Raw genomic sequence first — 12,270 nt, 5'->3', positions numbered from 1 at the left:
CAACATGAAAACCAGATTCATTCCCATCATAATAATTATAAGTACTCTGGCCGCCTGTGGCGGAAACCAGAAACCTGTGGACATCAGTCCGGAAAAAAACGGTAAGGAAGCCAAATATGAAACGGCTAAGGTTGAAGAAGAGGCCCTATCGAGTTTTACCCGCATTCCGGGCGTGCTCAAGCCTTTCAACCAGGTAAATATTTTTCCAAAGGCCAACGGCTTTGTAAAGGCTATACTGGTCGATTTGGGTTCTAAGGTGACCAAAGGCCAGCTGCTGATGACCCTGGAAGCACCGGAACTCGAATCACAATTGCAATCGGCAAATTCCCGTTACCTGCAGGCACGGGAGACCGCATCGGCGAGCAGTGAGAAATACAGACGTCTGAAAGAAGCAGCAAAAGAGGAAGGTTCGGTATCTCCGCTAGAACTTGATAATGCGCTTTCCAGGATGAAAGGAGATAAGGCCATAGCTGAGGCTGAGCGGTCAAATGTATCCTCCGTACGTACCATGCAGGACTACTTGAAAGTATATGCGCCTTTTGACGGGGTGATCGTTGACAGGAATGTATCACCGGGAGCACTGGTGTCGGCGGGCAAATCTTCGGACCTACCCATGCTGGTATTGCAGGACCTGACCCACATGAGGCTTGAAGTTTCTATACCTGAGGATTATGTAGACAAAGTGGACCTAAGCCAGATGGTCAAGTTCCGCTTCAATGCGCTGCCGGGGGAACAGCGCCAGGCCAAGATCAGCCGGTCTGCAAATTCACTGGGCAACATGCGCCAGGAAATCGTCGAGGTTGACATGGCCAATAAAGATAACAGGTTGAAGGCCGGCATGTATGCCGAGGTTGAAATCCCGCTTAAATCCGGTGCGACTTCGCTTCTTGTGCCTAATTCTGCTATCGTGCGTTCTACAGAACGGAAGTACGTAGTGGAAATTGCAAATGGTAAAGCCAAGCTCGTTGACATTAAGGAAGGGATGAAGGGAAAAGAGATGACCGAGATTTTTGGTTCCATCAAAGCCGGGACAGAGATTATTTCGCCCGCGAACGATGAGATCAAAAGCGGTCAGGCGCTATAAAACATTGCCGGGCGGATATTAGCCGCCCGGCAAATCTTTTTATTAGTCAGATAAGAAAAAAGGAAAATATGAAAGATTTAGAATTTAACCATGAGTTTGAAATTGCGGGAAAACACATTTGCATAGATGTCCCAAAAGAAAGATGCAACCAGGTCTACATCGAGGGAGAGCTGGTTGGGACGGTCTGGGAATGTAAAAAACAAGGGGTAATATCCTTTGTATCAAGAGATTTTAAGCTTGCCCCTTACCTGGAAAGCATTGCGGCCGAGTTAAACATTTTTTACAGGACCTCCCTATGAGTGCCTATGCCGGATGGACATTTCAATCTTTTCTGATCTGTTTCCTGTTATTGATGACTGTAAAGGTAAAGGCGCAAGATCAAACTGCCGTCCCCAGGATATCGGTAGGCTTTGTCATGGGCTTTCCGACCGGAAAGACGGCTAAAACTTATGTCAACGGATACGGGGCATCAACAAAAGTGGAATTCAAGGTTTCGGAGCACCTCAACCTAACCGGATCTGCGGGCTATATGACTTTCCGCTACAGGGATGAGGTAAAAAAACGTCTCGATTATTTAGGAGAGCCAACAAGCATGAATGGTGTTGTTCCAATTAAAGTCGGAGCAAAATATTACTTTGAAGGTATCTATTACGCTGCCCTTGAGCTTGGTGCAGCAAATACCCTTGGAGACCGACTCAATACCTCTTTTGCCTACGGACCGACTTTGGGTGCCAGCATTCCAATTTCCAAGCATTATAGTGCAGATCTCGGCCTTCGTTATGAGGGTTGGAAAAGCAGCGGAGGGCAGGTTTCCTTTTTTGGACTTCGTTTGGCTCTGGCAATTTCAGGAACTAAAAAATAATAGGCAAAATATTTAACCTAAAATTTAAATTATGACAGAGAAAAATATTTCACAACCATTTGAAACTTTTGACCATAATAAATCCTCAGCAAAGGGTGGAGATAACGCATATCACCCCGCAAACCAAGATAGAGAGGTTTTATTGCGTTACCTGCTGGAGCGGTTGAACCTGGAAACCGGCCATCTCAATGAGAAGCGAAAATTGAGGAAGTAGGGGCCTTTTTAGACCTTTAAAAAAACATTCGTAGGAATGGCAAATCAGATTTATTATAACCATGGGCAACCCACAATATGCATGACAAATGGAAAAGATGATATATCTTTTGGAAAATGATGAGGGTATAACCGAAGTATTACAGCTTCTTTTTAACAGTGAGGGGTACGGGGTTTCCGCGTTTTCTTCGGTAAGCTCGTTTATGGCAGGGCTAAGTGAGCATGTTGCAGATCTTTTTCTGCTGGATGTTATGCTCCCCGATGGAAACGGCATTGAAGTCTGCAGTTACCTGAAGTCCTTAGAGAAAACCCGGAATGTTCCGATTATCATGATGAGTGCTCATGCGGACCGTTATGACATCAGAAGGGGCTGCGCTGCAGAGAATTTTATTAAAAAGCCTTTCGATATTCACGACCTGCTGCGTTTGGTAGCGAAACATATTTGACCGGTGATAAAGTACGGGTTCTCTCAAGTTTGGTATTCGTGCTCACAATCAGTGTTTCCATGACAGAGATCCGCTAAGTCGTTCTTACAAGATATATCAACAAAAGCATGCTTGAAATGAAAATAACCACGGTAAGGACTTTGATGAGTGTAGAGGAATGGTAATAACTGCCTTGATTAATAAGTGTATGAGTTTTTTGATAGCGCATAAATGCCAGGATGATGGTCAGTGCGCCTACCCCGACAAGAAGTATTCCTATCCTCTGTGAGTTGCCGGTTTGGTGTACGACGGCTTTGGCCCCAAGAGCGAGAGTGATCTGCTTGATAAAAAGTGAAAACTTTACCACCACAAAACCAAAGCCCATAATTCCTATGCTAGTTCTTATCCAGGCAAGAAAAGTCCGTTCGTTGGCCAGATGGTCACCAGTGTTTGATTTAGGAATGGCTTGTTCTTCTTTTTCCATTATTGATAATATTGGTTGACGGATCACCGCATGCCTGATTAACAAAATTTTATCAATGCTGTTTGGGCGAGTACTGTTTTAATTGTGTAGCTTTTCGATAAATTCCCTAGCATTTTTAAATGCGTTACTCCGCACAGCACATACGATGATAGACAATTTTGTCGAACCTTTTGAATTTTAGTGTTGCCGGCATAAGCCATTGATATTTAAACATGACAATAATTTTCGGCGTTTGCGGCCCCGGGTGAAATGGATCCGGCACAACTGATCCTAATCTTTGCATCGTATCGAAATACCAATTTGCACCTTTTAAAGATTCACTGCCGTTTTGGTTTTTACATTAGGGATGAACGATTACCCATCCTTCCGCCGAACGGATGATGATCTCTCCGTTGCCGCTTGGCACATAGCTGATGAAATCGAAGAGATCTGACTTATCGATTTTCCGCTCGCGAACGGTATTCTCGCACTGCGCAAGAATTACGCCCTTTGACTTTAGCAAATTAAGCTGCTCAAGGAACTTTCCATCCTTGCGATAAACCGCCACGCCATCCCCGAAGGCGATAAGCTCAACCTCCAGTTTTCCCTTCAATCTTGGATCCTCCAAAGCATTGTTGATGTTCCTGAGTGTTCCCGAAATATGTTTTTCCTCGGCACTGTTAAGTACATATAGCGCTTTATATGATTTCTTTTTTGCAACAGCACCCGTAAACGGTTTTTTTGTCTCCTGTGCAGATACATTGGTGGTGATGACCATCATGATGACAAGCTGGAGTAAGATCAGTAATTTTTTCATGTTTCTATTTTTTCTGTTTTATAGGTGCGTGCTGTTCAGCCATGTCAATAAAGGGACCATATTTATGCTGCTTTTCGCTAAAGTGATCTGCATATGGCCCGAAGGGATAATCTATTGGCTTTGTGTACAGGTTTTTATAGTCGTTTTTGGAATCCAGGTGCGGTCTGGGCTGCGCATTCACAAATGCAGCTACGTCCCAGGCTTCCGCATCCGTTAAGTTCGGATCTTTGTAGGTGGCGCCATAAGGCATGTTGTTTTTGACAAATCCTGCAAAATTTCCAAGCCTGAACATTCCTGCACCATCGTTATAGCTGTCCCTGCCCCAAAGGGGAGGGTACATATATCCTTTTCCATCAGGTGAGGCAACGCCTTTGCCCGTTTCTCCATGACAGCTGCTGCATTTGGAGGCATATACCATTTTCCCCTTCAGGGGATCTGCAGGCACATCCAGATATGGGATTTTTTTTACCGAATTATCCGCAATGGAATGTGCGGCATCCTGTTTTTTTCCAACCCATTTTAAATAGGCCAACATGGCGACCATTTCCCTGGAATTTCTTCCCGGAGCTTTGCCGTTCATGCTTCGCTCGAAGCACTCATTAATCCGTTCAAAGGCTTCTTCCTTTCTACCGCTTCTTGCGCTCATTTTTGGAAAACCTGCATAAAAGATGGAGAAATTATTCGCAAAGGGCCTGGTTCCTGCATCCAAGTGGCAGTTCTGACAATTCATACCATTAGTCAGCTTTCCTACGATACCCTGCGGCCCTAAATAGTATGCCGTACGGACAATCAAATCCCGGCCATACCTGATCAGATCCGCATCAGCTTTGCCCTGAAGCTGCATCGTATCAGGCGCCTTCCAATATTCGGGTTTAGCAACACGGCGCTCTAAAGGTTTTATTTGATTCTTTTGAATGGATGGATTAGGCTTATCCGCATAGAAACTTTTTGGAAGATGAAATCCGCTGAGTGCTAAAACAAGAGAAAACATGATCACAACGAATAGAAATGACGTCCATACGAGATATTTTCCAAACCGGGCAAATACCTGCAGTTTATCCTCGTTGTTTCTTTCTGTTTTCACACTTTTAAAATATTAATTCTGAAAATCCTTAATGGCCTCACCAATATCAAGCACCTTTTGCTTGCCATCAATAACGGATGCAATCAGTGAGCTTGCAGCCGCACTTCTGTATCCACCGGCGCAGTGTACTGCTACGGGTTGCTCCAGCGGAATTTCGTTTACCCTTTCCCTTAAATTTCCCAGTGGAATATTTATGCTGTTCTCAAAAATACTGTTTTCCATACGCTCTGTCTTGTTCCTCACATCCACAATGGTATATCCATTTTGGTTCTCTTTAAAATTTTGGATATCGATAATCTCATCCGGGACAGTTTCTACTGCGTTTATAAAACCGCCGGCAAGCTGCGTTTCATACCCGATGGATGCGGTCCTCGCGATAAGACTATGCAATGTAGCAAGATTTTCTGCCATAAGATAATAAGGCTCTTCAGGCTTCACAATGCTGCCCAGCCAGGTTTCAAATTTGTTTCCATCCATGATATTTACAGCGCCTTCTATATGTCCCTTCTTAAAAACATCTTCCCTTCGCGTATCGATAATTAGGGCATTTGGTTTTAAGTTTTCACCGGATTCCATGATCTGAACCGCACTTACCGAATCTTCAAACGGTGCTGCGCCTTTCTTGTTCAAGGCCACATCAAAAGGGAAGTAAAATGGAATGAATGGCTGGTTTTCATTTAATGCGCTCACAAAATCGGCCTCAGTCATTTCCTGCAGTGACCAGTTACTTCTTTTTTCAGCACCAATGGTACTGCTATTGGCCTCGCTCAACGCTTTTCCGCAGAGCGTACCTGCCCCGTGTGCCGGATACAGAATCACTTCATCTGAGAGTTTCATCAGTTTGTCCCTTAATGAATGGTACATTTGGGCGGCAAGGAAATTGCGTTCCGCCATTGAATCACCTCCGCTTTCCCTTAAATCCGGCCTTCCGCAGTCACCGATAAAAAGGGTATCTCCGGAAAATAGCGCTTTTTGTTTCCCATCGTGTTCGAGCAAAATACTGATACTATCCGGAGAGTGCCCCGGGGTGTTGATTGCCCTTAAGGTGATCTTTCCCAGGGTTATCGTCTGGTCTTCATCAAATGGGGAAAACAGGTAGGACGGCGTATTGAGTTTGCTGCAATATATTGTTGCGCCGGTCTTATGATGGATTTCAAGATGAGCACTCACAAAATCCGCATGCGGGTGCGTCTCGATAACACCAACTATTTTGGCCTGGTGTTTTTCGGCAAAATGGTAATATGCAGACGGATCCCTGGAGGGATCGATCAATATGATTTCATTCCGGCATTCGCTCAGTACCGCATAGCTGTAATGGGAGAGGTGCTTGTCTTCAAATTGTTCTATTTTCATGTGTTTTTATTTTTGATTAATGTGTTTAACGGTATGATTCCTGCCTTTGCCAGGTTTACATCAAATTTACCCTTTAGCGGTTCTTCGCACTGTAACTTTTGTCACAGCGCCCCAAAATCTTCTCAGCAGTTTCTGCCTGCACTTTCATCATATTTGATCGGAGAGAGGACATGGAGCAAAAGGGTTCTGGCATAGCGGTAGTTGAAGGTGAACAGTAGGATGACCGGCGAAATAGTGGTTGCGATGATTGCCCACTGCTCTTCTTCGCCAAAGATCATGAATGCCGGAATGCCCGCATTGACAAGTTCTGCGACAATGAAAACATAGCTCACATACATCGCTCCGATAAAGAAGCCCGGCTCTATCTCATAGTTCAGGTTGCAGCAGGCAAATTTTTTATTCATCTGATCATATTTCCAATGGAACATGGAATGGGTATATAATTTTCCCTTTCGGCACCTGGGACATCTATGGTCTATTATAGCCCTTAGTTTGCTCATCAGATTCTATTTTATTAATGAGGGAGCTTGCTTTTCATCGCTCCGTATAGATAGGTGCCCAGGAGCGCACCAAGGATGACCACCGCCATACCGGCATATCCGCTCCCAAGGTTGACGAACATGGGGCCGGGACAGGCGCCGGTGAGTGCCCAGCCCAGGCCGAAAATGGTGCCGCCTAGTAGGTATTTTATATAGGCCTTGTCCTTATCGTGGAAGACAATCGGATTTCCGGCCAGATCCTTGGCTTTGAATTTTTTGATCAGCCATACTGCAATTACGCCAAGTACAACGGCCGTACCAATAATTCCATACATATGGAAAGACTGGAAACGGAACATTTCCTGGATCCTGTACCAGGAAACAGCCTCAGACTTGGTCATGATGATTCCGAAAAGTGTTCCTGCAAGAATATATTTTATGAATTTCATTTTTTTTAGATTTAAAAGATAAAAGGCATGATGAGGAAAGTCATGATCAGGCCACCAACAAAGAAACCGATTACGGCTACTAGTGATGGTACTTGCAGATTCGAAAGCCCGGATATGGCGTGACCAGAAGTACAACCGCCTGCATAACGAGATCCAAAACCGACTAATAAACCACCGATGAGTAAAATAGCCAGCGTTTTTAAATCTTTCATTGCTTCCAGTGAAAACAGGCCGGTTGGATTTAACCCACCATCGAACTTAATGCCCAATTGATTTAAATCGGAGATTGTGGCGGATGATAATTTTACGGGAGATGGACTGCTAAGGTAATTTGTAGCAACAAATCCACCTATTACCGAGCCGATAAGGAACATGAGGTTCCAGGTCTGGTCTTTCCATTTAAAATCAAAAAATTTTACTTTCCTGCCTGCTCCGGCTATGCTGCACATCGTTCGCAGGTTTGATGAAAAGCCAAAGGACTTTCCGAAAAAAAGTAGGATGAGCATAATGAGTACGATCATGCTGCCCGAGAAATACCAAGGCCAGGGTTGTTTAATAAAATCAATCATGTTTTTTTAAATGAAATGTTAATATGGGTGTTTTTGTTGTTGTTAAAAGGTAATGCCTGTGGCGGTTTGAGCAAGTAAGTGCTGAATCATTTTAGCAAACTGCCATCCCGAAGAAATCCGGCCGGCAGCGTTGAATAGATCAATATTTCTTGAATATATTTCTTCATTTTGGCCAGGTACCGATACCTCCAACCAGGTTGAATGCTTCCACCCCAAGTTTTCTCATCTCCGATACCGCTGAGGAGGAACGCTTTCCACTTCTGCAATAGAGGAAATACCGCTTGGCCTTATCCAGCTTTGCAAGTTCTAAAGAAAAGGCAGAACCCAGGAAATCGATATATATGGCTGAAGGAAGCGCGCCTGGGGCATATTCAGGCTTTGTCCTTACATCTAAGAGGACTGCGTCACTGCTTTTTGTAAATTCGTTTTTGAAGTGGTAGCCATCGAGGTTGTACGCACCTTTTGAAAAAAAACTGCTGATCATTTGAAGTAGTTTATTCATTGTATTTATTCGTTTCTTATTGCTCTGTATTTTTTTTAAAGCTGCAGAACAGAAAATCCTGCGTGCTTTGCATTGGGGTAGTGTGCTCTTGCGGCCTGCACTCTATTTCGGTAAACCCTTCTCTAAATATCTCGCGCAGCGTTCTTTCACTGTATCTTGAAACGGGCAGGCCACTGCATTTTTCTGGTCCGGTGAGCGAAAAAGTCGCCATGACCAAGTATTCTCCGGTAAACTGACCTGCCGTGTTTGCATAACTATGGATTTCCTCTGATGAATGAAGGAAATGAAAAGTGGCCCGGTCATGCCAGACTGCATAACTTCTTTGCGGCACAAAATCCCTGATGTCTGTCTCGATCCAGTGTATCCTGCCAGACAGTTCTCCAAGCCTTGCCTTTGCCTTTTCCAATGCCCGGGAAGATATATCCACTACGGTAATATCGCTGTAGCCTTCCTGAAGCAAAAAATCCACAAGCAGACTGTCTCCCCCGCCAATATCGATTATCGGAGCAGATTTATCCAGATTGAACCCCGTTATCATCTCCATTGAAACTGTGGGGTAGACCTGCGTCCAGCTGACCTGGTCAGGACTTTTTTCTAAATACACCTTTTCCCAGTGCGATTTTTTCTCATTTTTCATATCCCTTTTATATTAAGGTACTTGGACATACAAATGCTGTAGTCGGAATACATCCGTTTTCCTGTATGGCCTTAAAACCACCAGCCACATCGATGAGGTTGTGGTACCCGCGTGAGCGCATGATGGAATTGAAAATAACAGAACGGTAACCACCTGCACAGTGAACAAAGTAGGTCTTGGTTTTATCGACGGTGCCGAGGTTTTCGTTGATATAATCCAGTGGAAGGTTGACAGCACCCTCGACATGCTCGCTTAAGTATTCCTTTGTTTTTCTGACGTCCAGAATATTTACCTCCGCTTTTTTGCCGATTTCGGCCAGCCGGGCTACACAAACCGATTTTATCTCGTCGGTTTCCTGACCAGCTTTTTTCCAGGCAACGACGCCGCCATCTAGGTAACCTACTGCACCATCAAATCCTACTCTTGATAAACGGGTGAGCACCTCTTCAATTCTACCCTCATCTGTAATAAGTAAAATAGGATGTTTAATGTCCGGGATTAAAGTTCCTACCCAGGGGGCGAAATTTCCATCGATGCCAATATTTACCGAGTTTGGGAGAAAGCCTTTTATAAAATCCTCTGGAGCTCTTGTGTCGAGAATTACCGCTCCTGTTTCATTTGCAACCCGCTCAAAAGCATCGGGGTTAAGGGCTTGCATGCCTCGTTCTATCACTTTGTTAAAACTATCATATCCATGGATGTTCATCATGACGTTTTCAGGAAAATATGCAGGAGGCGGTAAAAGACCATCAGTAACCTCTTTAATGAATTCGTCTTTGGACATGCCTGCCCTTAGCGCATAATTGGTCTTCTTTTGATTTCCCAAAAGATCGGTGGTCTCTTTGCTCATATTTTTTCCGCATGCGCTACCCGCACCATGTGCAGGATAAACCATAATATCATCGCTTAAAGGCATGATCTTATTGCGTAAAGAATCAAAGAGATAACCTGCTAGCATCTCACTTGTAAGCTCACTGACCGGTTTCTGTGCCAGATCGGGTCTTCCCACATCGCCTATAAAAAGCGTATCGCCGGAGAACAGTGCTATTTCCTTTCCTTGCTCATCGCTAACCAGGAAACAGGTGCTTTCCATGGTATGTCCTGGGGTGTGCAACACTTTAATCTTTGCCCCACCAAGTCGCAACACTTCTCCGTCTTTCGCACCGTAAAAATCAAAGTCGGGTTTTGCATTCGGCCCGTAAACGATTTCTGCGCCGCTTTCTTTAGCCAGATCAATGTGTCCGGATACAAAATCGGCATGGAAATGTGTTTCGAGCACGTATTTTATTTTTGCGTTGTTCTTCCGTGCACGTTCCATATACGGACTAACCTCTCGAAGCGGATCGATAATGGCCGCCTCTCCGTTGCTTTCTATATAATAGGCACCTTGTGCCAGACATCCGGTGTAAATTTGTTCTATAATCATGATGATTAAATTAGTATGTCAAAATTAATCCTTAACGATATGGTCGTTGGTGACTTTTGTCACACAAGGAGTTTGTTTCTGAAGGTTACTTAAATATTACCTCTTTTAGAATGATGTAGCAACCCATAACCAGTACAAACCACCCGAAACCTTTCTTCAGTTTTCCTCCATCTATTTTTTTGTTTATCATTCCACCTACCACGATACCGGCAATGGCAACGGTAGTAATTTTGGCGAGAAAGATCCAGTCGATATGGAAATGTCCAAGATCGCCGGTGAAACCGATGAGCGAATTAAGCGCTATGATGAAAAGTGAAGTACCTACGGCCTCTTTCATGGGTAAGCCCACTAAAATAACAAGTGTAGGAATAAGTAGAAAGCCACCACCAGCACCCAAAAAACCAGTAGCGAGGCCGATGGCAATGCCGTATAAAAACAGTTTACCGATGTGAAGTGGGGGTTTTTCTATTCGGGTGCTGCTTTCTGCTCTTGCACCTTTAATCATCGCTGTTGCAGCCGCTACCATCAAAACTGCAAAGAGTACCATCATGAGCATGTTTTCTGTTAACTCAAAATCGCCGATTTTTATTATTATCTTGGGTATAAGGGGGATAATGAATTTGCGGGTTAAGAATACAGTTGAGATGGATGCACTACCAAACAGCAAAGCTGTTTTAATATTCACCAGCCCACGCTTAAAATTCCCGACTGTACCTGCTAAACTTGTAGAGCCAACGATGAACAATGAATAAGAAGTAGCCAATAGCGGATTAACCCCAAATAGGTAAACCAGTACCGGCATGGTGAGGATAGAACCGCCACCGCCGATCAATCCAAGCGAAATTCCAATTAAGGCAGATGCAACGTATGCAATGATTTCCATTTCTGTTATTTTTTAACAAAAATCGAGTTATCATCTACCAATGTTGGTGACTTTTGTCACACTCATTATATTTTCAAGAAGTGATGCCTTTCGCAGTAAAAATAACTTTATTCTTTTTATGGGCTTAGGCTAAATATTCGATGTAATTACGGTACATCTTAATTTCTCCTGCCTGCTCCATTTTCTTAAGCAGCCTTGAAATTACTTCCCGGGAGGTGTTCAAATCAGATGCAATTTCACTGTGGGTAAGGTGCAGTTCTTTTGTGTTTAAATCTCCAGCTTGCTTTTTCAGGTAAAAGGCCAGCCGCTCATCCATTGCCTTAAAGGCGATATTATCGATGACAAAGAGGAGTTCTTCAAAGCGCATACGGTATGTTTCAATGACAAAGTAATACCATGTTCTGTAATCCCGCATCAGCTTATCCATCAGGGCAATCGGAATCATGAGTACCTTGGTCTGTTCAATGGCCTTTGCCATTACCTGACTGGTTTCCTGTTTGGTTGCGCATATCATGGAAAGTGCACACGCATTTCCTGGCTGGAGATAATACATAAAGAATTCCTGTCCATCTTCTCCCTCCCTGTAGAGCTTTACCATGCCTTCTACGACAAGCACCGTGGAGCGCATATTCTGCCCAGTTTGCATGAGCATATCACCTCCCTGAAAATCCCTAAGCGTCGCATTCTCGATAAGGATGGTCTTAAGGGCAGGTTCAAACTGGGGAAAAAGTCTTTCGATGTATTCCGCAATGGTCATATCTTTCATTTTAGCTGTTTTGGATTTTAAAGATAACTATACTGCAGGCCTGCGCCAAAATTCTTTAAAATATTGGAATACATTTTTTGGATATAGAATAAAGGGTATAATAAATTTACAAAGAAACTCTCTATGGTTCCCTAATTAAAACATGCAGCGCGTTTTTTCCAAAGTAAACCTAACACTTCGTCCAGGGATAAAGCTGACAAAAATCACATATTGTTTTTTATTTTTTATCCCTTGTTAATCTTTATGTTTTTTGATCGA

The 12,270-nt window shown here is 43.7% G+C and carries 17 protein-coding genes; 5 read left to right on the top strand and 12 right to left on the bottom strand.

What is annotated here, in order from left to right:
• Positions 1–4: 4 nt before the first annotated feature.
• The 5 genes from O0931_RS15760 (at position 5) to O0931_RS15740 (ending at position 2,605) form a co-directional block, all read left to right on the top strand.
• The gene (locus O0931_RS15760; RefSeq protein ID WP_269416456.1) at positions 5–1,084 is read left to right on the top strand and encodes an efflux RND transporter periplasmic adaptor subunit; all 1,080 of its coding nucleotides are present in this window, start codon (positions 5–7) and stop codon (positions 1,082–1,084) included.
• 68 nt (positions 1,085–1,152) lie between these two features.
• Positions 1,153–1,383, top strand: a complete 231-nt coding sequence (locus O0931_RS15755; protein ID WP_269416455.1) for a hypothetical protein — start codon at positions 1,153–1,155, stop codon at positions 1,381–1,383.
• Positions 1,380–1,946: a hypothetical protein gene (locus O0931_RS15750; RefSeq protein ID WP_269416454.1), complete on the top strand. Its 567-nt coding sequence runs from the start codon at positions 1,380–1,382 to the stop codon at positions 1,944–1,946. Before O0931_RS15755 ends, O0931_RS15750 begins: the two co-directional genes overlap by 4 nt.
• Before the next feature lie 31 nt (positions 1,947–1,977).
• On the top strand, positions 1,978–2,160 hold the full coding sequence (locus O0931_RS15745; RefSeq protein WP_056095295.1) for a hypothetical protein: 183 nt from the start codon (positions 1,978–1,980) through the stop codon (positions 2,158–2,160).
• 88 nt (positions 2,161–2,248) lie between these two features.
• The gene (locus O0931_RS15740) at positions 2,249–2,605 is read left to right on the top strand and encodes a response regulator (protein WP_269416453.1); all 357 of its coding nucleotides are present in this window, start codon (positions 2,249–2,251) and stop codon (positions 2,603–2,605) included.
• 73 nt (positions 2,606–2,678) lie between these two features.
• Here O0931_RS15740 and O0931_RS15735 read toward each other — a convergent pair whose 3' ends face one another.
• The 12 genes from O0931_RS15735 to O0931_RS15680 all read right to left on the bottom strand — a co-directional run bounded on the left by O0931_RS15735 (position 2,679) and on the right by O0931_RS15680 (position 12,012).
• Positions 2,679–3,068 carry a YidH family protein gene (locus O0931_RS15735; RefSeq protein WP_056095288.1) on the bottom strand — a complete coding sequence of 130 codons (390 nt, stop codon included), beginning with the start codon at positions 3,066–3,068 and terminating at the stop codon, positions 2,679–2,681.
• A gap of 340 nt (positions 3,069–3,408) precedes the next feature.
• The gene (locus O0931_RS15730) at positions 3,409–3,864 is read right to left on the bottom strand and encodes a DsrE family protein (RefSeq protein WP_056095285.1); all 456 of its coding nucleotides are present in this window, start codon (positions 3,862–3,864) and stop codon (positions 3,409–3,411) included.
• A gap of 4 nt (positions 3,865–3,868) precedes the next feature.
• Complete coding sequence (locus O0931_RS15725) at positions 3,869–4,948, bottom strand: c-type cytochrome (protein WP_199562757.1); 1,080 nt, start codon at positions 4,946–4,948, stop codon at positions 3,869–3,871.
• A gap of 12 nt (positions 4,949–4,960) precedes the next feature.
• Entirely contained in the window at positions 4,961–6,301 is a 1,341-nt protein-coding gene (locus O0931_RS15720; protein ID WP_056095282.1) for an MBL fold metallo-hydrolase, read from the bottom strand.
• 122 nt (positions 6,302–6,423) lie between these two features.
• Positions 6,424–6,705, bottom strand: coding sequence for a hypothetical protein (locus tag O0931_RS15715; RefSeq protein WP_146202964.1), 282 nt, complete (start codon positions 6,703–6,705; stop codon positions 6,424–6,426).
• Between the two features lie 110 nt (positions 6,706–6,815).
• Positions 6,816–7,229, bottom strand: coding sequence for a DUF6691 family protein (locus tag O0931_RS15710; RefSeq protein ID WP_056095276.1), 414 nt, complete (start codon positions 7,227–7,229; stop codon positions 6,816–6,818).
• An 11-nt stretch (positions 7,230–7,240) separates the two neighbouring features.
• Positions 7,241–7,798, bottom strand: a complete 558-nt coding sequence (locus O0931_RS15705) for a YeeE/YedE family protein (protein ID WP_056095272.1) — start codon at positions 7,796–7,798, stop codon at positions 7,241–7,243.
• Positions 7,799–7,961: 163 nt separating this feature from the next.
• A complete protein-coding gene (locus O0931_RS15700; protein ID WP_197413310.1) occupies positions 7,962–8,300 on the bottom strand; it encodes a rhodanese-like domain-containing protein in 339 nt (112 codons plus the stop codon).
• A 16-nt stretch (positions 8,301–8,316) separates the two neighbouring features.
• Positions 8,317–8,937: a class I SAM-dependent methyltransferase gene (locus O0931_RS15695; RefSeq protein WP_056095270.1), complete on the bottom strand. Its 621-nt coding sequence runs from the start codon at positions 8,935–8,937 to the stop codon at positions 8,317–8,319.
• Between the two features lie 7 nt (positions 8,938–8,944).
• On the bottom strand, positions 8,945–10,363 hold the full coding sequence (locus O0931_RS15690; RefSeq protein ID WP_056095268.1) for an MBL fold metallo-hydrolase: 1,419 nt from the start codon (positions 10,361–10,363) through the stop codon (positions 8,945–8,947).
• Between the two features lie 85 nt (positions 10,364–10,448).
• Entirely contained in the window at positions 10,449–11,246 is a 798-nt protein-coding gene (locus O0931_RS15685; RefSeq protein WP_056095265.1) for a sulfite exporter TauE/SafE family protein, read from the bottom strand.
• 124 nt (positions 11,247–11,370) lie between these two features.
• On the bottom strand, positions 11,371–12,012 hold the full coding sequence (locus O0931_RS15680) for a Crp/Fnr family transcriptional regulator (protein WP_269416452.1): 642 nt from the start codon (positions 12,010–12,012) through the stop codon (positions 11,371–11,373).
• Positions 12,013–12,270 lie beyond the last annotated feature (258 nt).

It is taken from the genome of Pedobacter rhodius (genome assembly GCF_027213645.1).
GTDB classification, from domain to species: domain Bacteria; phylum Bacteroidota; class Bacteroidia; order Sphingobacteriales; family Sphingobacteriaceae; genus Pedobacter; species Pedobacter rhodius.
This window is presented reverse-complemented; position numbering and strand designations above follow the sequence as displayed.